General features: G+C 66.2%; 19 protein-coding genes. 13 read left to right on the top strand and 6 right to left on the bottom strand.

Annotated features, from left to right (window positions below; genetic code table 11):
- Positions 1–52 precede the first annotated feature (52 nt).
- The 6 genes from lptM (at position 53) to hslU (ending at position 4,858) form a co-directional block, all read left to right on the top strand.
- The gene (lptM, locus tag ACZK0Z_RS19470; RefSeq protein WP_197632721.1) at positions 53–325 is read left to right on the top strand and encodes an LPS translocon maturation chaperone LptM; all 273 of its coding nucleotides are present in this window, start codon (positions 53–55) and stop codon (positions 323–325) included.
- Positions 318–1,169 carry a diaminopimelate epimerase gene (gene dapF / locus ACZK0Z_RS19465; protein WP_336339864.1) on the top strand — a complete coding sequence of 284 codons (852 nt, stop codon included), beginning with the start codon at positions 318–320 and terminating at the stop codon, positions 1,167–1,169. The genes lptM and dapF overlap by 8 nt, the downstream gene beginning before the upstream one ends.
- Positions 1,166–1,840, top strand: a complete 675-nt coding sequence (locus ACZK0Z_RS19460; RefSeq protein WP_197632719.1) for a DUF484 family protein — start codon at positions 1,166–1,168, stop codon at positions 1,838–1,840. Before dapF ends, ACZK0Z_RS19460 begins: the two co-directional genes overlap by 4 nt.
- Before the next feature lie 16 nt (positions 1,841–1,856).
- Complete coding sequence (gene xerC / locus ACZK0Z_RS19455; RefSeq protein WP_049429259.1) at positions 1,857–2,753, top strand: tyrosine recombinase XerC; 897 nt, start codon at positions 1,857–1,859, stop codon at positions 2,751–2,753.
- Between the two features lie 85 nt (positions 2,754–2,838).
- Positions 2,839–3,390, top strand: a complete 552-nt coding sequence (gene hslV, locus ACZK0Z_RS19450; RefSeq protein WP_197632718.1) for an ATP-dependent protease subunit HslV — start codon at positions 2,839–2,841, stop codon at positions 3,388–3,390.
- 94 nt (positions 3,391–3,484) lie between these two features.
- Positions 3,485–4,858, top strand: coding sequence for an ATP-dependent protease ATPase subunit HslU (hslU, locus tag ACZK0Z_RS19445; protein WP_049429260.1), 1,374 nt, complete (start codon positions 3,485–3,487; stop codon positions 4,856–4,858).
- Positions 4,859–4,954: 96 nt separating this feature from the next.
- Here hslU and ACZK0Z_RS19440 read toward each other — a convergent pair whose 3' ends face one another.
- On the bottom strand, positions 4,955–5,947 hold the full coding sequence (locus tag ACZK0Z_RS19440; RefSeq protein WP_049429261.1) for a Gfo/Idh/MocA family protein: 993 nt from the start codon (positions 5,945–5,947) through the stop codon (positions 4,955–4,957).
- Between the two features lie 45 nt (positions 5,948–5,992).
- Positions 5,993–6,652, bottom strand: coding sequence for an efflux transporter SmeDEF transcriptional repressor SmeT (gene smeT, locus ACZK0Z_RS19435; protein WP_049429262.1), 660 nt, complete (start codon positions 6,650–6,652; stop codon positions 5,993–5,995).
- A 222-nt stretch (positions 6,653–6,874) separates the two neighbouring features.
- Here smeT and smeD (ACZK0Z_RS19430) point away from each other — a divergent pair, with 222 nt between their 5' ends.
- From smeD (ACZK0Z_RS19430) to ACZK0Z_RS19410, 5 genes are all read left to right on the top strand, one after another.
- Positions 6,875–8,059: a multidrug efflux RND transporter periplasmic adaptor subunit SmeD gene (gene smeD / locus ACZK0Z_RS19430; protein WP_478449268.1), complete on the top strand. Its 1,185-nt coding sequence runs from the start codon at positions 6,875–6,877 to the stop codon at positions 8,057–8,059.
- A 12-nt stretch (positions 8,060–8,071) separates the two neighbouring features.
- Positions 8,072–11,194 (top strand): multidrug efflux RND transporter permease subunit SmeE, encoded by a 3,123-nt coding sequence (smeE, locus tag ACZK0Z_RS19425; protein ID WP_336339866.1) that lies wholly within the window; start codon positions 8,072–8,074, stop codon positions 11,192–11,194.
- A 97-nt stretch (positions 11,195–11,291) separates the two neighbouring features.
- Positions 11,292–12,677 (top strand): multidrug efflux RND transporter outer membrane subunit SmeF, encoded by a 1,386-nt coding sequence (gene smeF, locus ACZK0Z_RS19420; protein ID WP_049431838.1) that lies wholly within the window; start codon positions 11,292–11,294, stop codon positions 12,675–12,677.
- A 315-nt stretch (positions 12,678–12,992) separates the two neighbouring features.
- A complete protein-coding gene (smeD, locus tag ACZK0Z_RS19415) occupies positions 12,993–14,144 on the top strand; it encodes a multidrug efflux RND transporter periplasmic adaptor subunit SmeD (protein WP_458998561.1) in 1,152 nt (383 codons plus the stop codon).
- 12 nt (positions 14,145–14,156) lie between these two features.
- Positions 14,157–17,270, top strand: coding sequence for an efflux RND transporter permease subunit (locus ACZK0Z_RS19410; RefSeq protein ID WP_458998408.1), 3,114 nt, complete (start codon positions 14,157–14,159; stop codon positions 17,268–17,270).
- A gap of 39 nt (positions 17,271–17,309) precedes the next feature.
- Here the strand turns inward: ACZK0Z_RS19410 and ACZK0Z_RS19405 are convergent, their stop codons facing one another.
- The 4 genes from ACZK0Z_RS19405 to ACZK0Z_RS19390 all read right to left on the bottom strand — a co-directional run bounded on the left by ACZK0Z_RS19405 (position 17,310) and on the right by ACZK0Z_RS19390 (position 19,124).
- Positions 17,310–17,732, bottom strand: a complete 423-nt coding sequence (locus ACZK0Z_RS19405) for a low affinity iron permease family protein (protein WP_049431804.1) — start codon at positions 17,730–17,732, stop codon at positions 17,310–17,312.
- A gap of 67 nt (positions 17,733–17,799) precedes the next feature.
- A complete protein-coding gene (locus ACZK0Z_RS19400) occupies positions 17,800–18,135 on the bottom strand; it encodes a hypothetical protein (protein ID WP_005411085.1) in 336 nt (111 codons plus the stop codon).
- 75 nt (positions 18,136–18,210) lie between these two features.
- Complete coding sequence (locus ACZK0Z_RS19395; protein ID WP_049431806.1) at positions 18,211–18,471, bottom strand: hypothetical protein; 261 nt, start codon at positions 18,469–18,471, stop codon at positions 18,211–18,213.
- A gap of 200 nt (positions 18,472–18,671) precedes the next feature.
- The gene (locus tag ACZK0Z_RS19390) at positions 18,672–19,124 is read right to left on the bottom strand and encodes a nucleoside deaminase (RefSeq protein ID WP_049431809.1); all 453 of its coding nucleotides are present in this window, start codon (positions 19,122–19,124) and stop codon (positions 18,672–18,674) included.
- An 80-nt stretch (positions 19,125–19,204) separates the two neighbouring features.
- Here ACZK0Z_RS19390 and ubiE point away from each other — a divergent pair, with 80 nt between their 5' ends.
- Positions 19,205–19,966, top strand: coding sequence for a bifunctional demethylmenaquinone methyltransferase/2-methoxy-6-polyprenyl-1,4-benzoquinol methylase UbiE (ubiE, locus tag ACZK0Z_RS19385; protein ID WP_008267586.1), 762 nt, complete (start codon positions 19,205–19,207; stop codon positions 19,964–19,966).
- A gap of 264 nt (positions 19,967–20,230) precedes the next feature.
- Positions 20,231–22,159, top strand: a complete 1,929-nt coding sequence (locus ACZK0Z_RS19380) for a M1 family metallopeptidase (protein WP_049431813.1) — start codon at positions 20,231–20,233, stop codon at positions 22,157–22,159.
- Positions 22,160–22,266 lie beyond the last annotated feature (107 nt).

The raw sequence follows: 22,266 nt of genomic DNA, 5'->3' as shown, positions 1-22,266 counted from the left end.
ACTAACAGTCGACTCTACCTACCGCTCAGCCGCCAATGGCTATACTCGGGGCATGAAGATCCCCCATCCAAACGCCATCCTGATTCCGCTGGCAGCGGCCTCGCTGCTGTTCCTCGCCGCCTGCGGCAACAAGGGCCCGCTGGTACTGCCGCAGAAGCCGGTGCCGGTGGAAGAGACCGTTGAACCCGTTGCCGAGCCCGCGACCGAAGCGACCCCGGCGGAGACCCAGGGCAGCGGCACGCCGGCCACGACCGTGGACCCGGCTGCACCGACCACCCAACCGGCGCCTGCGCCTGCGAAGAAGGCGGGCGGCGGGAATGAGTAAGGGCGGTTCCAAGGCCCTGCGTTTCAGCAAGATGCATGGCGCGGGCAATGATTTCGTAGTGATCGACCTGCGTGACGGCACCGCGCCGCCCACGCCTGAGCTGGCCGCGCGCCTGGCCGACCGCCACACCGGTGTCGGCTGCGATCAGATCCTGACCATCGAAGCGCCACGCGCGGAAGGTTCGGTAGCGTCGTACCGCATCTGGAATGCCGACGGCTCCAATTCCGAACAGTGCGGCAACGGCGCGCGCTGCATTGCCGCCTGGCTGGTGCGCGAAGGCAGTGCACAGGGAGACCGTTTCGTCATCGACAGTCCGTTGGCAAGCCATGACGTGGAGGTGCTGGGCGATGGCCAGTACGCGGTGACCATGGGCGTGCCCGCGTTCGAGCCGGCCAACGTGCCGCTGATGGGTTTTGCCCACGCGCGCGAGGAGTACCTGCTGCCGTTGCAGGGCGAAAGCGTGCGATTTGCCGCGGTGTCGATGGGCAACCCGCATGCGGTGATCGAAGTGGGCCTGATCGATGCTGCGCCGGTCGAGCGCGTCGGTGCGCTGCTGCAGCAGCATGCATCGTTCCCGCGCTCGGTGAACGTGGGCTTCGCCCAGGTGATGGGCCCGGCGCATGCGCGTCTGCGTGTGAATGAGCGTGGCGTCGGCGAAACCCTGGCCTGCGGCAGCGGCGCCTGCGCCGCAGCGGTGACCCTGATGCAGCGCGGCCGCCTGCAGCGTGATGCACGCATCAGCCTGCCCGGTGGTGACCTGCGCATCCAGTGGCCGGGCGATGGCCAGCCGGTGGTGATGGCCGGCCCGACCGCATTCGTCTTCGAAGGGGAGTGGATCGCATGACCGAAACCGTCGACAAGCTCGGGGCCCACGAAGTCGCTGCCTGGTTGCGGCGTCATCCCGGCTTCCTCAAGCAGTTCCCGGACCTGGCCCTGACCCTGGTGGTGCCGCGTGACGATGGCCCGACCGCGTCGCTGGCCAGCTACCAGCTGGAAGTGCTGCGCGAGAAGAACCGCGAGCTGGCACGACGGTTGGCCGACCTGGGCGCGACTGCCCAGGTCAACGAACGCCTGGCGGTGCGCACGCACCAGCTGACCCTGGCGTTGATGAAGCAGGACAACGCCGCCGACACCCTGCGTGCGATGGCGGCCTCGCTTCAGGAAGACTTCGCTGGCGATCTGGTACGGCTGGTGGTGCACACGCCTGTTTCCGGGCTGGAACAGGCCGACTGGCTGCAGGTGATCGCCGCCGATGATCCGCAGCTGGGCCCGTTCCGCGATTGCCTGAAGGACGGCGAGCCGATCTGTGGCCGCCTGCAGCCGGAAAAGAACGCCGTGCTGTATGGCGTGCGCAGCGAGGAGGTGCAGACCACCGCACTGCTGCCGCTGCCGGGCGTGGGCCTGATCGCGGTCGGCAGCCACGATCCGAACCGCTTCTATCCGGGCATGGGCACGCTGTTCCTGCGCATGATGGGCGATGCCCTGGTCGCCGGCCTGAAGCGCTTCGCGGGCTGAGCAGGACATCACGACGATGAGCGCGGTACAGGCCTTCCTGCAGCACCTGCAGGTGGAGCGGCGGATGTCGGCGCATACGCTCGACGCCTACCGCCGCGACCTGGATGCGCTCTCGGTCTGGGCCGAGCCGCGTGGCGTGGCGGTGGAGGCACTCGATGCCGACGCGCTGCGCCAGTTTGTTGCCGATGAGCATCGCCGTGGCCTGTCCGCGAAGAGCCTGCAGCGCCGGTTGTCGGCGTGCCGGAGCTTCTATGCCTGGCTGCTCAAGCACGGGCGCATCGAGGTCAGCCCGGCGGCGACGCTGAAGGCACCGCGCGCACCGCGCCGGTTGCCACAGGTCCTCGACGCCGACGAAGCCGTGCAGCTGGTCGAGCTGGAGCCGGAAGGCGAGCTCGGCCGCCGCGACCGCGCGCTGCTGGAACTGTTCTACTCCTCCGGCCTGCGCCTGAGCGAAGTCTGCGCGCTGACCTGGCGCGACCTGGATTTCGCCAGTGGCCTGGTCAACGTGCTGGGCAAGGGCAATCGCCAACGCCGCGTGCCGTTCGGCCGGCCGGCGCGCGAAGCGCTGCAGGCGTGGCGCACGGAGAGTGGTGGTGGCCCGGCCTCGCCGGTGTTTCCCGGCCGCAACGGGCCGATCAGCCAACGCGCGGTGCAGATCCGCATCCGCCAGCTGGCGCAACGCCAGGGCCTGTTCAAGCACGTGCACCCGCACATGCTGCGGCACAGTTTCGCCAGCCATATCCTGGAATCGTCCGGTGACCTGCGTGGCGTGCAGGAACTGCTTGGCCATGCGGACATCGCCACCACGCAGATCTATACCCACCTCGACTTCCAGCACCTGGCCAAGGTCTACGACGCCGCGCATCCGCGCGCGAAGCGTCGACGCAGCAACGAGGGCAGCGGAGAAAGCTGAACGTTGCCCCTGCGGCAGGCGGTCGCGGGTGGCTTGAAGGGCGCAGCGCAGTCCCCACCTCTGGTTCTGTCACCCCGGAGGCATCATGGACCCCAGTCAGAACCCCAACGTTTTCCACGCCACCACCATCGTCTGCGTCCGTCGCGGCGAGCACGTGGCCATTGCCGGCGACGGCCAGGTCACGCTGGGCCACACCGTGATGAAGGGCAATGCGCGCAAGGTGCGCCGCCTCGGCCGTGATGGCCAGGTGCTGGCCGGCTTTGCCGGTGCCGCCGCCGACGCCTTCACCCTGTTCGAGCTGTTCGAGGCCAAGCTGGAAAAGCACGGCCAGCTGCAGCGTGCAGCGGTCGAGCTGGCCAAGGATTGGCGCACCGAGCGCCGCCTGGGCAAGCTCGAAGCCCTGCTGGCAGTGGCTGACAAGGAAACCTCGCTGATCATCAGCGGCACCGGCGATGTGATCGAGCCGGAGGACGGCATCATCGCCATCGGTTCCGGCGGTTCGTATGCCCTTTCGGCTGCGCGTGCGCTGATGGCACACACCGAGCTGGATGCACGCACCATCGCCAGCGAGGCGATCGGCATCGCCGGTGAAATCTGCATCTACACCAACCGCAACGTGGTGGTCGAGGAGCTTTGACCGCTCTTCTGTAGTGCCGAGCCATGCTCGGCAGGGCTGCCCGTCAGCCGAGCATGGCTCGGCTCTACATGCATCTGAATTCGTGAGCACAACCATGCCGAAGATCGAAGTTTCCTCCGCCACCATGACCCCGCGCGAGATCGTGCAGGAACTGGACCGGCACATCGTGGGCCAGCACGACGCCAAGCGCGCGGTGGCCATTGCCCTGCGCAACCGCTGGCGTCGCATGCAGCTGGTGCCGGAGCTGCGCAATGAAGTGATGCCGAAGAACATCCTGATGATCGGCCCCACCGGCGTCGGCAAGACCGAGATCGCGCGTCGCCTGGCCACGCTGGCCAACGCGCCGTTCGTGAAGGTCGAAGCGACCCGCTTCACCGAAGTCGGCTACGTCGGCAAGGATGTCGAGCAGATCATCCGTGACCTGGCCGATACCGCAGTGAAGCTGTACCGCGAACAGGCCAAGGTGCGCGTGCGTACCCAGGCCGAAGAACGCGCCGAAGACCGCATCCTCGATGCGCTGCTGCCGCGCCGCAGCGGTGGCATCGGCTTCGATCCGGAAGTCGCCCGCAACGAACCGTCGGCGCAGGACAACGAGACCCGCATCAAGTTCCGCAAGATGCTGCGCAACGGTGAGCTGGACGAGCGCGAGATCGAACTCGACCTGACCGCCAATGTCAGCATGGACATCATGACCCCGCCGGGCATGGAGGAAATGGGCCAGCAGCTGAAGTCGATGTTCGCCAACCTCGGCGGTGGCGCCAAGGCGCACAAGCGCACGCTGACCATCAAGGCCGCGCGTCCGCTGCTGATCGAGGAAGAGGCCGGCAAGCTGGTCAACGAAGACGACATCCGCACCGCGGCGATCGAGGCCTGCGAGCAGCACGGCATCGTGTTCATCGACGAGATCGACAAGGTTGCCAAGCGTGGTGACAACGTGGGTGGTGGCGATGTGTCGCGCGAAGGTGTGCAGCGCGATCTGCTGCCGCTGGTGGAAGGCTCCAACGTGTCCACCAAGTACGGCACGATCAAGACCGACCACATCCTGTTCATCGCCTCCGGTGCGTTCCACCTGGCCAAGCCCAGCGATCTGATTCCGGAGCTGCAGGGCCGCTTCCCGATCCGCGTCGAGCTGGGCGCGCTGAGCAAGGGTGACTTCGTGCGCATCCTGACCGAGCCGAAGGCCGCGTTGACCAAGCAGTACGAAGCACTGCTGGCTACCGAAGGCGTCAAGGTCAGCTTCACCGCCGACGCCATTGAGCGCCTGGCCGAGATCGCCTTCCAGGTGAACGAGCGCCAGGAGAACATCGGTGCCCGTCGCCTTCACACCGTGCTGGAACGCCTGTTGGATTCGCTCAGCTACGAGGCACCGGACCGCGACGGCGAGACCCTGGCCATCGACAGCGCCTACGTCGATGCGCACCTGGGTGAGCTGGTGCAGGATCCGGACCTGAGCCGCTACATCCTGTAACGTCCGACGGGGTCGGATCCCTCTCCGTTGCGAGGGGCTCCGACCCCACCCACTGCAACAGAAAAGGCCGCCGAAAGGCGGCCTTTTTGTTGTCGGTCAGTGCGGGTGCCTGACGCGGTAGGCCTGTAGCACCTGATCGATCACTGCGCTGGTGCGCGCGGCGCTGATGCCGGTCGACGGTGAGCGCCCGTTGCCACGCAGCTCGTCCACGATGGAAGCGATCAAAGGCTGCTGGACCGACGGCGGGTTCGGGATATCGAACGCCTGCACGCCGGCATCGGTGTCCAGCACGACCGGAACGTCTTCGAAGGTGGCAAAGCGCAGCTGCCCGCGGTCGCCGGTGATCTCCACCTCATCCTGGCGGCGGAAGGCGCAGAAGCTCCATTGCGCGATGCCGTGCGCGCCGTTGCCGGTACGGAAGCACACCGAGACACTGTCCTCGGCGGCGTAGGCACCGGTCAGCGAACTGGCCAGGCCATGGACATCGATCAAAGGCCCCAGCAGATGGTCGAGCAGATCCAGCGTGTGCGAGCCCAGATCGACGAACAGGCCGCCACCGGAGATCGCGGGATTGGTCCGCCAGAAGTCCGGTGACGCTGCCTGCATCGAGTGTGGCCGGTGCAGGCTGGCGCGCACGCTGCGCGGTGTGCCGATCGCGCCGCTGTCCAGCAGCTGTTTCACCTTCGCGAAGCGGGGCAGGGCACGGCGGTAGTAGGCCACGAACACCGGCACGCCGCTGCGGGCACTGGCCGCGATGATGCGCTGGCACTCGCCATGGTCCATGGCCATCGGCTTTTCGATGTAGACCGGCTTGCTCACTGCAATCGCCTGCAGCGCATAGTGCATGTGCGTGGAGGGGGGCGTTGCAACGTAGATCGCGTTCACTTCCGGATCGGCGATGAGCGCATCGGCATCCGCGTACCAGCGGGGAACCCCGTGGCGTCGCGCGTAGTCTTCAGCCAGTGCCGCATTGCGGCGCATCACTGCCGCTACCCGTGAGCCCGGCGTGCTGGCCAGGGCCGGGCCACTCTTTTTCTCGGTGACGCTGCCGCACCCGACGAAGCCCCACACCACGTTGTCCAGGATCATGGGGCTGTCCTCAGATGGGCGCGGCGGTGGCGGCAGCAGCGCTGCTCACGCTTCGGGCAGCGGCTCGGGCACGGTGCCGGGCACGAACACGCCGTCCTTCACGTAGGCGGCCAGGGTCATGTCCAGTGCGAGCATGCCATCGCGCTTGAGGTCCATCAGTTCCGGTTCGACCATCGCGCCGTGCAGCACGCCCAGCACGGTGGCGTGCAGCATGCGTGCGGCGATCTTCGGATCGGCGCCTTCGCGCAGCTGGCCCAGATCGCGGGCGCGGCGCAGGGCGCGCTCCATCCGTTCCAGTCCGTCGCGGAAGCCGGCCTGCTGCAGCTCGGTCAGCACCTTGGTGTCGGCCGAGGCATCGCTGCGCAGCATGATCTCCATGGTCTTGCGCAGGCGCTCGTCCTCGGACAGTTCGATGAACGAGTGGATCATCACCGCGCGCAGGTCGTGCACCGGGGTGTCGCGCTGGTCGGTCGAGGTGCGCTCCAGTTCCTGCATGAAGGGCAGGTGCACGCGCTCGACGATCGCGGCCAGCACCTCGCTCTTGTTCTTGAAGTGCCAGTAGACCGCGCCGCGGGTGTAGCCGGCGCGGGCACCGATCATCTCCAGCGTGGTACGGGCCACGCCGTGTTCATGGAAGCAGGCTTCGGCGGCGTCAAGGATGCCTTCCCGGGTTGCCTGGGTGTCCTCTTTGGTCTTGCGGGCCATGGATGGGTACGAGTGCGGGTGAAACGTGGCTGAATTGTACCGGTTTACAAACAAACAAGCATGTATGTATATTTCGTTCCCATCATTCCCGTCGTGTGCGTGGCAGGCCTGTCCGGCTCCCGCGCCACCCGGGTGGGCGCGATCTGCGGGGTTTCACCGGAACAGGGGAAAGCCGTTGTATCAGCGTCTTCTGAGATTCCTTCCTCCAAGAGCCTTTCCGTCATGTTGCTGAGCCGAATCCGACCCTTTGCACTGTCGCTGGCGATCGCCGCGACCGTGGCTGCCTGCGGCGGCCAACCCCAGGCCCCCGAGCAGGGCCCGGGTGACGTCACTGTGGTCACGCTGAAGCCCGAGACCGTGGGCCTGACCCGCGAACTGCCGGGCCGTACCAATGCCTTCCTGGTCGCCGAAGTGCGCCCGCAGGTCAACGGCATCGTCGCCAAGCGCCTGTTCACCGAGGGCGGCATGGTCAAGGCCGGCGAGCCGCTGTACCAGATCGAGGACGCCAGCTACCGCGCCCAGGCCAACAGCGCCCGCGCCCAGCTGGCCCGTGCCGAAGCCACCGCCAACGCTGCCCGCCTCAGCGCCAAGCGCATCACCGAGCTGGCCAAGGTCGACGCGGTCAGCCAGCAGGATCTGGAAAACGCCGTGGCCGCGCAGAAGCAGGCCGAGGCCGACGTCGGTGCCGCCAAGGCCTCGCTGGACGCGGCCAACGTCACCCTGGGCTATGCCCGCATCACCGCGCCGATCAGCGGCCGCATCGGCAAGTCCAGCGTCACCCGGGGTGCGCTGGTCAGCGCCGGCCAGGCCAATGCACTGGCCACCGTGCAGCAGCTGGACCCGATCTACGTCGACCTGACCCAGTCCTCGGCCGAGCTGCTGCAGCTGCGCCGCGAACTGGCCGCCGGCCGCCTGCAGGACAATCAGTCGCTGCCGGTCAGCATCCTGATGGAAGACGGCAGCACCTTCGAGCACAAGGGCACGCTGGAGTTCTCCGAAGTCAGCGTCGATCCGGCTACCGGCAGCTTCGGCCTGCGCGTGAAGGTGGACAACCCGGACGGCCTGCTGATGCCGGGCACCTATGTGCGCGCAGTGATCGGCGGCGGCGTGCGCAGCGATGCAGTGCTGGTGCCGATGCAGGGCATCGCCCGCGATCCGAAGGGCGACACCACCGCGATGGTGGTCGGCAAGGACAACAAGGTTGAGGTGCGCCCGGTCAAGGTCAGCCGCACGGTCGGTGACAAGTGGCTGGTCGAGGACGGTCTGAAGGCCGGCGACAAGGTCATCGTCGAAGGCCTGCAGAAGATCGGCCCCGGCATGCCGGTCAAAGCCACCGAGAAGGGCGCTGCCCCGGCCAAGCCGGCGGCGGCCGCCCAGCCTGCGGCCCCGGCCGGCGGCGCGAAGTAAGCGGAGAACCCCATGGCACGCTTTTTCATCGATCGACCCATCTTTGCATGGGTCATCGCCATCATCATCATGCTCGCCGGCGGCCTGGCCCTGTTCAAGCTGCCGGTCTCGATGTACCCCAACGTCGCGCCGCCGGCGGTGGAAATCAGCGCAACTTACCCGGGTGCATCGGCCAAGGTGGTCGAGGACTCGGTGACGCAGATCATCGAGCAGAACATGAAGGGCCTTGATGGCCTGATCTACTTCTCCTCCAACAGCTCGTCCAACGGCCAGGCCACCATTACCCTGACCTTCGAGAGCGGCACCAACCCGGACATCGCCCAGGTGCAGGTGCAGAACAAGTTGCAGCTGGCCATGCCGCTGCTGCCGCAGGAAGTGCAGCGGCAGGGCATCAACGTGGCCAAGTCCAGCTCGGGCTTCCTGAACGTCATCGCGTTCGTGTCCGAGAACGGCAGCATGGACGCCAACGACATCGCCGACTATGTCGGTTCGAATGTCGTTGATCGCCTGAGCCGCGTGCCGGGCGTGGGCAACATCCAGGTGTTCGGCGGCAAGTACGCGATGCGCATCTGGCTGGACCCGAACAAGCTGCACACCTACGGCCTGTCGGTTGCCGAAGTGACCGCGGCGGTGAAGGCACAGAATGCCCAGGTGGCCATCGGCCAGCTCGGCGGTGCGCCGTCGGTGAAGGGCCAGCAGCTCAACGCCACCATCAACGCGCAGTCGCGCCTGCAGACCCCGGAGCAGTTCCGCAACATCATCGTGCGCGGCGCGCAGGACGGTGCCGAACTGCGCCTCGGCGATGTCGCCCGCGTCGAACTGGGTGCCGAGTCCTACGACTTCGTCACCCGCTACAACGGCCAGCCGGCCAGCGGTCTGGCGGTCACCCTGGCCACCGGCGCCAACGCGCTGGATACCGCCGCCGGCGTGGATGCGGCGCTGGAAGACATGAAGGGCTTCTTCCCGGCCGGGCTGAAGGCCGAGATCCCGTACGACACCACCCCGTTCGTGCGCGTGTCGATCAAGGGCGTGGTGCAGACCCTGATCGAAGCGATCGTGCTGGTGTTCGTGGTGATGTACCTGTTCCTGCAGAACTTCCGCGCCACCCTGATTCCGACCATCGCCGTGCCGGTGGTGCTGCTGGGTACCTTCGGCGTGCTGGCGATGCTGGGCTTCTCGGTGAACATGCTGACCATGTTCGCGATGGTGCTGGCGATCGGCCTGCTGGTGGACGATGCCATCGTGGTGGTGGAGAACGTCGAACGCATCATGTCCGAGGAAGGGCTGTCTCCGCTCGAGGCTACCCGCAAGTCGATGGGCCAGATCACTGGCGCGCTGGTGGGCATCGGCCTGGTGCTGTCGGCGGTGTTCGTGCCGATGGCCTTCATGAGCGGTTCCACGGGCGTGATCTACCGCCAGTTCTCGGCCACGATCGTCTCGGCGATGGCATTGTCGGTGCTGGTCGCGATCGTGCTGACCCCGGCGCTGTGCGCGACCATGCTCAAGCCGCTGAAGAAGGGCGAGCACCATGTTGCCCATCGCGGCCTGGCCGGTCGTTTCTTCAACGGCTTCAACCGCGGTTTCGACCGCACCAGCGAAAGCTACCAGCGTGGCGTGCGCGGCATCATCCATCGTCCGTGGCGCTTCATGGGCATCGTTGCGGCGCTGTTCGTGCTGATGGGCGTGCTGTTCGTGCGCCTGCCAAGCTCGTTCCTGCCCAACGAAGACCAGGGCGTGCTGATGGCGCTGGTGCAGGCGCCGGTGGGTGCCACCCAGGAACGCACGCTGGAATCGATCGCGGCGCTGGAAAACCACTTCCTGCAGAACGAGAAGGATGCGGTGGACTCGGTGTTCTCGGTGCAGGGCTTCAGCTTCGCCGGCATGGGCCAGAACGCGGGCATGGCGTTCGTCAAGCTGAAGGACTGGAGCGAGCGTGACGCCAACAATGGCGTGATGCCGATCACCGGTCGCGCGATGGCGGCACTGGGCCAGATCAAGGATGCCTTCATCTTCGCCTTCCCGCCGCCGGCCATTCCGGAACTGGGTACCGCTTCGGGTTACACCTTCTCCCTGAAGGACAACAGCGGCCAGGGCCACGAGGCACTGGTGGCCGCGCGCAACCAGCTGCTCGGCCTCGCCGCCGGCAGCAAGAAACTGGCCAACGTGCGCCCGAACGGCCAGGAAGACACGCCGCAGTTCCGCATCGACATCGATGCGGCCAAGGCGACTTCGCTGGGGCTGTCGATCGACCAGGTCAACGGCACGCTGGCTGCCGCATGGGGCAGCTCGTACATCGATGACTTCGTCGATCGCGGCCGCGTCAAGCGCGTGTTCGTGCAGGCCGACCAGCCGTTCCGCATGGTCCCGGAGGACTTCGACCTCTGGTCCGTGAAGAACGACAAGGGTGAGATGGTGCCGTTCAGTGCGTTCGCCACCAAGCACTGGGATTACGGTTCGCCGCGCCTGGAGCGCTACAACGGTGTGTCGGCGATGGAAATCCAGGGCGAACCGGCCCCGGGTGTCGCCTCCGGTGATGCCATGGCCGAGATTGAGCAGCTGGCCAAGCAGCTGCCGGCGGGCTTCGGCATCGAGTGGACGGCGATGTCCTACCAGGAGCGTCAGGCCGGCTCGCAGACGCCGCTGCTCTACACGCTGTCGCTGATGATCGTGTTCCTGTGCCTGGCCGCGATGTATGAGAGCTGGAGCGTGCCGACGGCGGTGCTGCTGGCGGCCCCGCTGGGTATTCTCGGCGCGGTGCTGGCCAACACCTTCAAGGGCCTGGAACGCGACATCTACTTCCAGGTGGCGATGCTGACCACGGTGGGCCTGACCAGCAAGAACGCGATCCTGATCGTGGAGTTCGCCAAGGAGAACCTGGAGAAGGGCGCAGGCCTGATCGAGTCGATCATGCACGCCGTGCGCGACCGCTTGCGCCCGATCGTGATGACGTCGCTGGCCTTCGGCATGGGCGTGGTACCGCTGGCGATCTCCACCGGTGCCGGCTCAGGCGCCAAGCAGGCGATCGGCACCGGCGTGCTCGGCGGCATGATCGTCGGCACGGTACTGGGCGTGTTCTTCGTGCCGCTGTTCTTCGTGGTGGTGCAGCGCGTGTTCAAGCGCAAATCCACGACGTGATGAAATCCGGTAGCGCCGGGCCGTGCCCGGCGGATGCCTCACCGCGTAGCCGCCGGGCATGGCCCGGCGCTACCACCGTGACCCCCAAGGTGTCGCCATGAAATTCTCTTCTCTTGCTGTATCCCTGGCCGCCGCGCTTGCGCTGGCCGGTTGCTCCACCCTGGCGCCTAAAAACACCGCCGTTGCACCTGCCATCCCAGCGCAGTGGCCGGCCGAAGCTGCACAGGGCCAGGTGGCCGATGTCGCCGCCGTCGGCTGGCGGGACTTCTTCACCGATCCACGCCTGCAGCAGGTCATCGAGCAGTCGCTGCAGAACAACCGCGACCTGCGCGTGGCCGTGCTCAATGTTGAACGCGCGCGCGGCCAGTACCGCGTGCAGCGCGCCGATCGCGTGCCCGGCGTGGCCGTCACCGGCCAGATGGAGCGTCGCGGTACCGATGCCGGCGTCACCGAGCAGTTCACTGCCGGCGTCGGCGTGGCCGAGTTCGAGCTGGACCTGTTCGGCCGCGTGCGCAACCTCAGCGAAGCGGCACTGCAACAGTACTTCGCCGTGGCCGCCAACCGCCGCAACGCGCAGCTGAGCCTGGTGGCCGAGACCGCCACCGCGTGGCTGACCTACGGGGCCGACGCGCAGCGGCTGAAGATCGCCGAAGCGACGCTGAAGACCTACGAGGATTCGCTGCGCCTGGCCGAAGCCCGCCATGAACGTGGCGGTAGTTCGGCGCTGGAACTGACCCAGACCCGTACGCTGGTGGAAACCGCGCGCACGGATGCCGCACGTCTGCGCGGCCAGCTGGCCCAAGACCGCAACGCGCTGGCGCTGCTGGCCGGAGGCCAGCTGGATCCGGCGCTGCTGCCGGACAGCATCGAACCGCAGCTGCTGGCGTTGGCCCCGCCGCCGGCCGACCTGCCCAGCGACGTGCTGCTGCAGCGCCCGGACATCATGGCTGCAGAACACCAGCTGCTGGCCGCCAACGCCAACATCGGTGCGGCACGTGCAGCGTTCTTCCCGAGCATCTCGCTGACCGGCAGCATCGGCAGTGGCTCGAATGAACTGTCCAACCTGTTCGACAGCGGCACCCGCGTGTGGAGCTTCCTGCCGAAGATCACCCTGCCGATCTTCCAGGGTGGCAAGCTGCGCGCGAACCTTTCCATCGCCAATGCGGATCGCGATATCGCGCTGGCGCAGTACGAGAAGTCGATCCAGGTGGGTTTCCGCGAAACCGCGGACGCACTCGCGCTGAATGTCAGCCTGGATGAGCAGGTGAGCGCGCAGCAGCGCCTGGTGGAAGCCGCCGAACAGGCCAATCGCCTGTCGCAGGCACGCTACGACGCCGGCCTGGACAGCTTCGTCACCCTGCTCGATGCACGGCGCACCGCCTATACCGCGCAGCAGACCCGCCTGCAGGCCGAACTGGCCCAGCAGTCCAACCGCATCACCCTGTACAAGGTACTGGGCGGCGGCTGGCACGAGCGCAGCTGAGGTAGAGCCGGCCAACGGCCGGCTCTACCTGGGTGATCGACGGCAATGCCGGCCACTGGCCGGCATTGTCCGTTTCGAGGGGATCTCATCCCCTGTCGATCACGTTCCAGCAGGAAAGCTTTCCTGCGGCTGAAGGCCTGGCTTGCTTTCAGGGCTAGATACAACTTTCCTCATACCTATTGCAGCTGTCTCGCCGTCTCATCGCGTGGCGGAACGCTGCATCGATCGCCACGGGAGGCGACGGGGGCCCCGCACCTGACGCGTGGAGCGATGTGCTTGTCCCACTCCCTGTTGTGCAGTTCCCGCCGCTGGCTGATTTTCGTCAGCAGCATCCTGCTGGTTGCCTGCCAGCCTTCCGCGATGGGCCACGATCCCGGACCGATGGCAGTGCAGATGGTCACGCTGAAGCCCGAGACCGTGGGCCTGACCCGCGAACTGCCGGGCCGTACCAATGCCTTCCTGGTCGCCGAAGTGCGCCCGCAGGTCAACGGCATCGTCGCCAAGCGCCTGTTCACCGAGGGCGGCATGGTCAAGGCCGGCGAGCCGCTGTACCAGATCGAGGACGCCAGCTACCGCGCCCAGGCCAACAGCGCCCGCGCCCAGCTGGCCCGTGCCGAAGCCACCGCCAACGCTGCCCGCCTCAGCGCCAAGCGCATCACCGAGCTGGCCAAGGTCGACGCGGTCAGCCAGCAGGATCTGGAAAACGCCGTGGCCGCGCAGAAGCAGGCCGAGGCCGACGTCGGTGCCGCCAAGGCCTCGCTGGACGCGGCCAACGTCACCCTGGGCTATGCCCGCATCACCGCGCCGATCAGCGGCCGCATCGGCAAGTCCAGCGTCACCCAGGGTGCGCTGGTCAGCGCCGGCCAGGCCAATGCACTGGCCACCGTGCAGCAGCTGGACCCGATCTACGTCGACCTGACCCAGTCCTCGGCCGAGCTGCTGCAGCTGCGCCGCGAACTGGCCGCCGGCCGCCTGCAGGACAATCAGTCGCTGCCGGTCAGCATCCTGATGGAAGACGGCAGCACCTTCGAGCACAAGGGCACGCTGGAGTTCTCCGAAGTCAGCGTCGATCCGGCTACCGGCAGCTTCGGCCTGCGCGTGAAGGTGGACAACCCGGACGGCCTGCTGATGCCGGGCACCTATGTGCGCGCAGTGATCGGCGGCGGCGTGCGCAGCGATGCAGTGCTGGTGCCGATGCAGGGCATCGCCCGCGATCCGAAGGGCGACACCACCGCGATGGTGGTCGGCAAGGACAACAAGGTTGAGGTGCGCCCGGTCAAGGTCAGCCGCACGGTCGGTGACAAGTGGCTGGTCGAGGACGGTCTGAAGGCCGGCGACAAGGTCATCGTCGAAGGCCTGCAGAAGATCGGCCCCGGCATGCCGGTCAAAGCCACCGAGAAGGGCGCTGCCCCGGCCAAGCCGGCGGCGGCCGCCCAGCCTGCGGCCCCGGCCGGCGGCGCGAAGTAAGCGGAGAACCCCATGGCACGCTTTTTCATCGATCGACCCATCTTTGCATGGGTCATCGCCATCATCATCATGCTCGCCGGCGGCCTGGCCCTGTTCAAGCTGCCGGTGGAGATGTACCCCGACGTTGCGCCTCCCACGATTACGTTGACCGCCATCCATCCCGGGGCTTCCGCGCGCACCATCGAGGAAACGGTGACCCAGATCATCGAGACGAAGCTGGTTGGCATTGATGGCCTGCAGTACTTCACCTCGCAGAGCTACTCCTATGCGGGCTACTCCAACGTCACTCTCGTGTTCCACACAGGCACGGACTTGGATGCGGCCCTGGTGCAGGTCCAGAACCGCGTACAGCAGGCCATGCCGGCATTGCCCGAACAGGTCCGCATGCGCGGGGTGAGCGCCGCCAAGGCCAGCAGTGGCTTCCTGCAGATCGTGGCATTCGTATCAACCGATGGTGCCCTGGATGCCGCCGATGTCGCCGATTTCGTCGGATCATCGGTGGTGGACACGCTGAGCCGCGTACCTGGGGTGGGACATGTGCGCGAATTCGCCGGCAAGTACGCTCTGCGCATCTGGTTGGATCCAGCGAAACTGCAGGCGTATGCCGTCAGTGCCGAAGATATCGCCCAGGCCGTGCGTGGCCGGACCCTCCAGCCTGCGTTTGGCGAGCTTGGAGGGGGGCCGGCTGTGGATGGACAACCGATCTCGGCCTATATCGAAGGTGAGCCTTCGGCACGCACGGCAGAGGACGTGGGCGGCATTGTCATCCGTGCGAGCACCGATGGCAGCGAACTGCGTCTGCGCGATGTGGCACGGGTGGAACTGGGAGCTGAAAGCTATGAGTTCAGCAATCGCCTGAATGGTCGGCCTGCCGCTGGCGTCGGCATCACGCTCGCGCCGGGCGCCAATGCGCTGCAGACCCGTGCAGCGGTGGATCAAGCGCTGGAAGGCCTGTCTGCGTCCTTGCCTGCAGGCGTGGAGGTGGTAGTACCGTATGACGCCACACCGTTCGTACGCATGTCGATCAAGGGCGTGGTGCAGACCCTGATCGAAGCGATCGTGCTGGTGTTCGTGGTGATGTACCTGTTCCTGCAGAACTTCCGCGCCACCCTGATCCCGGCCATCGCCGTGCCGGTGGTGCTGCTGGGTACCTTCGGCGTGCTGGCCATGCTGGGCTTCTCGGTGAACATGCTGACCATGTTCGCGATGGTGCTGGCGATCGGCCTGCTGGTGGACGATGCCATCGTGGTGGTGGAGAACGTCGAACGCATCATGTCCGAGGAAGGGCTGTCTCCGCTCGAGGCTACCCGCAAGTCGATGGGCCAGATCACTGGCGCGCTGGTGGGCATCGGTCTGGTGCTGTCGGCGGTGTTCGTGCCGATGGCCTTCATGAGCGGTTCCACCGGCGTGATCTACCGCCAGTTCTCGGCCACGATCGTCTCGGCGATGGCATTGTCGGTGCTGGTCGCGATCATGCTGACCCCGGCGCTGTGCGCGACCATGCTCAAGCCGCTGAAGAAGGGCGAGCACCATGTTGCCCATCGCGGCCTGGCCGGTCGCTTCTTCAACGGCTTCAACCGCGGTTTCGACCGCACCAGCGAAAGCTACCAGCGTGGCGTGCGCGGCATCATCCACCGTCCGTGGCGCTTCATGGGCATGGTTGCGGCGCTGTTCGTGCTGATGGGCGTGCTGTTCGTGCGCCTGCCCAGCGCATTCCTGCCCAATGAAGATCAAGGAACGCTGGTAGTGCTGGTGAACGGAGTGGCGGGATCGACACTGCAACAGACCACGCATGCATTGCAGGCGGTCGAGCACTACTTCCTGGAGAGCGATCCCATGGCCGAGGCGATGTTCACGGTCGCCGGCTACAGCTACTCGGGGATGGGCCAGAATGCGGGCCTTGCCTTCATCCGGCTGAAGGACTGGGCGCGACGCGGCTCAGCCGACAATGCTGAAGCCATCGCACTGCGCGCAACCCGGGCCCTGGCAACGCAGGGAATGGCCGATTTCCACGTGCTGGCGCCGCCCCCGATTCCCGCGCTGGGCAATGCATCCGGGTTCGGCTTCTTCCTCAAGGATGATGCCGGGCAGGGACATTCGCACCTGGCCCAGGCGCGCGATACGCTTCTTGCCGCTGCGTCACAGAGCCCATTGCTTCAGCAGATGCGCGCCAACGGCATGGAGGATGTGGCTGCTCTGCAGGTGCGCATCGATGATGCGAAGGCCAGGGCGCATGGCCTCACCGCCGAGCGGATCGGGAACGAACTGGGGGCTGGTTGGGGCGGCCGCTATGTCGCCGACTTCCTGGACAGGGGGCGGGTCAAGCGGATCATCATGCAGGCCGATGCGTCCAGCCGCGGGCTTCCGCAGGATTTCAGCCAGTGGGCGGTCCGCAATGACCAGGCCCGCATGGTGCCCTTCGATACGCTGGGCAGTACCCACTGGATCCAGTCGTCACCGCGCTTGGAGCGCTTCAACGGCACGGCGGCCATGGAAATCCATGGCCAGCCTGCGCCCGGTACGTCGTCAGGCGAAGCGATGAGGGAGATCGAGCGTCTCGTCGCACTGCTTCCCCCGGGCTTCAGCATTGAATGGACGGGTGCGGCCAGCCAAGAGCGGGATTCCCGCTCCCAGTTGCCGCTGCTCTACGTTCTTTCATTGTTGATGGTGTTTCTCTGCCTGGCGGCCATGTATGAGAGCTGGATCGTACCGGTTGCAGTGCTGCTGGCGGCTCCGTTGGGCATCCTTGGTGCGGTGCTGGCCAATACCGTCAATGGTCTGGAACGCGACATCTACTTCCAGGTGGCGATGCTGACCACGGTGGGCCTGACCAGCAAGAACGCGATCCTGATCATCGAGTTTGCCAAGGAGCACATGGAGCACGGGGCAGGCCTGATCAACGCGATCATGCACGCCGTGCGCGACCGCTTGCGCCCGATCGTCATGACCTCGCTGGCTTTTGGCATGGGAGTGATTCCGCTGGCCGTGTCCTCGGGGGCGGGTTCAGGCGCCAAGCAGGCCATTGGTATCGGGGTGCTCGGCGGAATGGTCGCGGGCACCAGCCTGGGCCTGCTCTTCGTACCGCTCTTCTTCGTGGTAGTGCAGCGCGCGTTCAAGCGTGGATAGATGGCCTGATCGGGAATTACCATGCCATGCAGCGTCGCGCTACACCGCTTCATCATCGCGCGGAGCCGCGCGGCAGGCACGCACGCGCAGCAGCGCGTCACCGGCCTCGCGGGCCATGCGCTCGTATTCGGCGCGGATCTCCTCCAGCCGCTCCTCGTCCAGTTCTTCCAGATCCAACAGTTCGTTGTTGGCCTCGGCCGTCGCCCGGATCAGCTCGTCCAGCTTGATCTGCATCGCGGCCGTATCTGCGTTCTGCGTGTGCTGGATCAGGAACACCATCAGGAAGGTGATGATGGTGGTGCCGGTGTTGATCACCAGCTGCCAGGTGTCGTTGAAACCGAACACCGGGCCACTGATGCCCCAGATCACCACGATCGCTACTGCAGCCAGGAAGGTCCACGGCGAGCCGGTGGCGGCCGCGGCCTTCTTGGCGATCGTATTGAACAGATTTCGTACTTTCATCGTCGTCGTCCCACTCAGGTGACGAGGATGATCGGCAGTGGCCCGTGCAGGCGCCGTGCAGCGGCGGTCAGGCGCGCATGCGCTGCAGCCGCGGTGCCTGCAGGCTGCGCACGGGACTGCTCTGGTAGACGTGCTGCCAGCAACGGTCGACGAACTCGCGGGCCTGGGCTTCACTCAGTCGCGGCATGATCTGCAGGGCGTACTGGGTCTGGAACATCTCGTCACGTTCGGCCTCGCTGGCGCGCGGCTGGGTGATCAGCGAATCGCAGGCAAACTTGATCCACGGCACGTACGAGCCGAACGAGTTGTGCGGCAGTGCGCCTTCGGCATGTTGGCGGCGCCAGTGGTCAAGCTCGGCGTCTACGTTGATGACCGGAGGAATGGTGGGGACTTCAGCGTGCATGACAATCCAGTTCGGTTGAGTGGAAAGGGAGTGGGGGTTCATCGGAGTGTGGCGTATATGGCGGTGCATGCCGCGTCAGCGCGATGTGGAGCTGGCGTTGGCATGTCCGATCAACTGCGCATGCTCGACGGCACCGAGATCTTCGGCCAGGGTGGCCATCGCGTTGCACAGGCGCTGGTGGTCGTGCGGATGGCGACGGACCAGCTCCAGTTGCATGCGCTGGTAAGCGGTCCAGAACAGGGCGCCGCGCCGGTGCAGTGCATATTGCCGCTGCAGGCGTTCGCGGATCGGGTCGAGGATCGAGTCTGGTGCAGGTCGTACGGCGTGCGCGCACATGGCTGGCTCCGCCGGGGAAAGAAAGTCCCGGTAACCCCCACCCTAGGCGCGGCAGCCGGGCAGGGTGTTATCGCAGCGTGTGCGCGTTGCGCAGCTGACTGTGCACGGGTTCACGGCAATGGCCGCAAACGCTGCCGGCACTAGGGCGTGCCGGCACTGAAGCGTTCATTAAACGGATTCAACAGGCCACTGCGTGGTGATCATTCACCGATGTCTTCATTCCAGATCTCCGGGTGCTGCGCAATGAAGCCGCCCAGCAGGTCCACGCATTCCTGGCTGTCCAGGTCGATCACGTTGACGCCGTTTTCCCGCAACCAGTCGATGCCGCCCTGGAAGGTGCGCGATTCGCCCACCACCACGGTGCCGATGTTGAACTGGCGCACCAGGCCCGAGCAGTACCAGCACGGTGCCAGGGTGGTGACCATGATGGTGTCCTGGTAACGGCGCTGGCGGCCGGCCTTGCGAAACGCGTCGGTCTCGCCGTGCACGGACGGGTCGCCTTCCTGCACGCGGCGGTTGTGGCCGCAGCCGAGCAGGCGGCCGTCGTTGTGGTACAGCGCCGCGCCGATCGGCACGCCGCCCTCGGCCAGGCCCTGGCGGGCTTCGGCAATGGCGGTCTTCAGCAGGGCCTGGTAGTCGGGCGTGGTGATCATGCGGGGCTCCGGTAAGTCGTGGCACGCCATGATACGGGCAGGGGGTGCCGCTGGCCCCCGGCGGTGCGATAATCGGGGCCATGAGCGAATCCCCCTACAAAGCCGGTACCACCCATTTCGGGTTCCGCGACGTCGCCGCCAAGGACAAGCAGAAGCTGGTCGGCCAGGTGTTCACCTCGGTCGCGCGCAACTACGACCTGATGAACGACCTGATGAGCCTGGGCGTGCACCGGGCGTGGAAGCGTTACTACGTGGCCACCGCGCAGGTGAAGCCGGGTGACCGCGTGCTCGACCTGGCCGGCGGCACCGGCGACATCGCCGCCCTGCTGAAGGAGCGCGTTGGCGCCGAGGGCTCGGTGGTGCTGGGCGACATCAACGCCGGCATGCTGTCGGTCGGCCGTGACCGCCTGACCAACCGTGGCCTGGTGCTCGGCCTGGACTACGTGCAGTGCAACGCTGAAGCCCTGCCGTTCCCGGATAACAGCTTCGACCTGGTGACGATCGCCTTCGGCCTGCGCAACGTGACCGACAAGGACGCCGGCCTGCGCGAGATGTACCGCGTGCTGAAGGTGGGCGGCCAGGCCCGCGTGCTGGAGTTCTCCGAAGTCACCGCGGACTGGTTCAAGCCGATCTACGACTTCCACTCGTTCAGGATCCTGCCGAAGCTGGGCAAGCTGTTCGCCAACGATTCGGACAGCTACCAGTACCTGGCCGAGAGCATCCGCAAGCACCCGCCGCAGGAAGAGCTGAAGGCGATGATGGGGCAGGCCGGTTTCGAGCGCTGCCACTACAAGAACCTGACCGGCGGCATCGTCTCGATCCACTCCGGCTACAAGCTGTAAGCCCTGGACGGGGGAAACCCCGGTATCTGCTCTGGTAGGTGCCAACCTTGGTTGGCACAGCTGCTGCCGGCATCTGCTCTGGTGGGTGCCGACCTTGGTCGGCACAGAAGCTGCCGCGAGCGTTGATGGATCCGTGCCAACCAAGGTTGGCACCCATCAAGGCGCGGCGCCTGCGCTCCCGCCGCCATTACCCCGCACCGCGCAACGCCTGCGGGGCCGGAGGGAGGTACCATTGGGGTTTGATCCCCGTAACGGTCCCGATTCATGCGTAATCCGCTGATGCTCCTTCCGCTGGCCGTGGCCCTGGCCGCCGGCTGCTCCCAGGAGGCGGCCGCGCCCGCCGCCGCACCGACTGCCGAAAAGGCCCCCGCCGCCCCCGTGAACGCCGAGAACCGCAGCCACGACGAAAGCTCGTACGCCGAGCCGGACAAGGTCGCCATCAAGGACATCGCGCTGGATCTGAAGCTGGACTTCGACCAGAAGCAGATCGGCGGCACCGCCACCTACACCCTGGAATGGAAGCAGAAGGACGCCAAGCAGCTGGTGCTCGACACCCGCGAGCTGACCGTGTCCAAGGTCGAGGCCGTTGCCGCCGATGGCGCGCGCAGCCCGCTGAAGTTCGAGCTGGCCGCCGCTGACAAGGTGTTCGGCAGCAAGCTGACCATCGAAGCGCCGGAACAGCCGGCCAAGATCGAAGTGACCTACCACACCGCCCCGACCGCCTCAGGCCTGCAGTGGCTGGCACCGTCGATGACCGAGGGCAAGAAGCTGCCCTTCATGTTCAGCCAGTCGCAGGCCATCCACGCCCGTTCGTGGGTGCCGCTGCAGGACACCCCGAGCGTGCGTTTCACCTACAGTGCGCACGTGGTCTCGCGCCCGGACGTGATGGTGCTGATGAGCGCCGACAACGATCCGAAGGCCGCGCGTGACGGTGATTACACCTTCAAGATGCCGCAGCCGATCCCGTCTTACCTGCTGGCCATCGCCGCCGGTGACCTGGTGTTCGAGCCGATCTCCGGCCGCTCCGGCGTCTGGGCCGAGCCGACCATGGTCAACAAGGCCGCCAAGGAATTCGAAGACACCGAAAAGATGATCGGCGCCGCCGAGAAGCTGTACGGCGAGTACCGCTGGGGCCGCTACGACATGCTGGTGCTGCCGCCGTCGTTCCCGTTCGGCGGCATGGAAAACCCGCGCCTGACCTTCGCCACCCCGACCGTGATCGTCGGCGACAAGTCGCTGGTCTCGCTGGTCGCCCACGAACTGGCGCACAGCTGGTCGGGCAACCTGGTGACCAACGCCAGCTGGAAGGATATCTGGCTCAATGAAGGCTTCACCACCTACGTCCAGGGCCGCATCACCGAAGCCCTGTACGGCAAGGAGATGGCCGAGATGGAAAAGCAGATCGACCAGACCGACCTGCTGGCCGAAGTGAAGGACATGAGCCCGGCCGACCAGGCGCTGGCGCTGCCGCCGCTGAACGAGCGTGACCCCGACGAAGCCCTCAGCCAGGTCGCCTACGTCAAGGGTTCGTGGTTCCTGGAGTTCCTGGAACAGCGCTTCGGCCGGGAGACCTTCGACCCGTTCCTGCGCGGCTGGTTCGATGACCATGCCTTCCAGAGCGCGAACACCGACCAGTTCGTCGACTACATGAAGAAGAACCTGCTGCCGAAGAATCCGTCGGCAGTGACCGAGGCCGAGCTGAAGGCGTGGCTGGACGAGCCGGGCATTCCGGCCTTCGCCACCAAGGCGCAGTCGCGCAACTTCAGCAGCGTCGACACCGCGCGCATCGCGTTTGCCAGCGCCGGCACCGTGCCGAGCAGCCAGGTCATCGCCGACTGGAGCACGCAGGAATGGGTGCGTTTCATCGACGGCCTGGGCGCCACCCAGCCGCTGGACAAGCTGGCCACGCTGGACAAGGCCTTCCACTTCACCGGCACCCCGAATGGCGAGATCGCCATGCGCTGGTACCCGCTGGCGATCCGCAGCGGCTACGAGCAGGCCAATGAAGGCGCGGCTGCATTCATCGAGCGCGTCGGCCGTCGCAAGCTGATCATGCCGATCTACGCCGAACTGGTGAAGACCCCGAAGGGTCTGGAGCTGGCCAAGCAGGCCTTCGAAAAGGCCAAGCCGGGCTACCACCCGATCACCACGGCCTCGGTGCAGGACATGCTGGCCAAGGCTGAAGCCAAGTAAGAAAAAGCGCCGGGCATCCCCCGGCGCTTTTTTTTGTAGAGTCGAGCCATGCTCGACTGCTGTTGGACGGCCAGTCGAGCATGGCTCGACTCTACAGAATCGCGAAA

It is taken from the genome of Stenotrophomonas sp. 116085_Sma (assembly GCF_056479585.1).
The sequence above is the reverse complement of the archived record's forward strand: the minus strand, read 5'-3'. Positions and strand labels throughout refer to the sequence as shown.

Coding starts and splice junctions, on each gene's coding strand:
- lptM (WP_197632721.1), top strand. CDS start 53: ATGAAGATCCCCCATCCAAACGCCATCCTGATTCCGCTGGCAGCGGCC.
- dapF (WP_336339864.1), top strand. CDS start 318: ATGAGTAAGGGCGGTTCCAAGGCCCTGCGTTTCAGCAAGATGCATGGC.
- ACZK0Z_RS19460 (WP_197632719.1), top strand. CDS start 1,166: ATGACCGAAACCGTCGACAAGCTCGGGGCCCACGAAGTCGCTGCCTGG.
- xerC (WP_049429259.1), top strand. CDS start 1,857: ATGAGCGCGGTACAGGCCTTCCTGCAGCACCTGCAGGTGGAGCGGCGG.
- hslV (WP_197632718.1), top strand. CDS start 2,839: ATGGACCCCAGTCAGAACCCCAACGTTTTCCACGCCACCACCATCGTC.
- hslU (WP_049429260.1), top strand. CDS start 3,485: ATGCCGAAGATCGAAGTTTCCTCCGCCACCATGACCCCGCGCGAGATC.
- ACZK0Z_RS19440 (WP_049429261.1), bottom strand. CDS start 5,947: ATGATCCTGGACAACGTGGTGTGGGGCTTCGTCGGGTGCGGCAGCGTC.
- smeT (WP_049429262.1), bottom strand. CDS start 6,652: ATGGCCCGCAAGACCAAAGAGGACACCCAGGCAACCCGGGAAGGCATC.
- smeD (WP_478449268.1), top strand. CDS start 6,875: ATGTTGCTGAGCCGAATCCGACCCTTTGCACTGTCGCTGGCGATCGCC.
- smeE (WP_336339866.1), top strand. CDS start 8,072: ATGGCACGCTTTTTCATCGATCGACCCATCTTTGCATGGGTCATCGCC.
- smeF (WP_049431838.1), top strand. CDS start 11,292: ATGAAATTCTCTTCTCTTGCTGTATCCCTGGCCGCCGCGCTTGCGCTG.
- ACZK0Z_RS19410 (WP_458998408.1), top strand. CDS start 14,157: ATGGCACGCTTTTTCATCGATCGACCCATCTTTGCATGGGTCATCGCC.
- ACZK0Z_RS19405 (WP_049431804.1), bottom strand. CDS start 17,732: ATGAAAGTACGAAATCTGTTCAATACGATCGCCAAGAAGGCCGCGGCC.
- ACZK0Z_RS19400 (WP_005411085.1), bottom strand. CDS start 18,135: ATGCACGCTGAAGTCCCCACCATTCCTCCGGTCATCAACGTAGACGCC.
- ACZK0Z_RS19395 (WP_049431806.1), bottom strand. CDS start 18,471: ATGTGCGCGCACGCCGTACGACCTGCACCAGACTCGATCCTCGACCCG.
- ACZK0Z_RS19390 (WP_049431809.1), bottom strand. CDS start 19,124: ATGATCACCACGCCCGACTACCAGGCCCTGCTGAAGACCGCCATTGCC.
- ubiE (WP_008267586.1), top strand. CDS start 19,205: ATGAGCGAATCCCCCTACAAAGCCGGTACCACCCATTTCGGGTTCCGC.
- ACZK0Z_RS19380 (WP_049431813.1), top strand. CDS start 20,231: ATGCGTAATCCGCTGATGCTCCTTCCGCTGGCCGTGGCCCTGGCCGCC.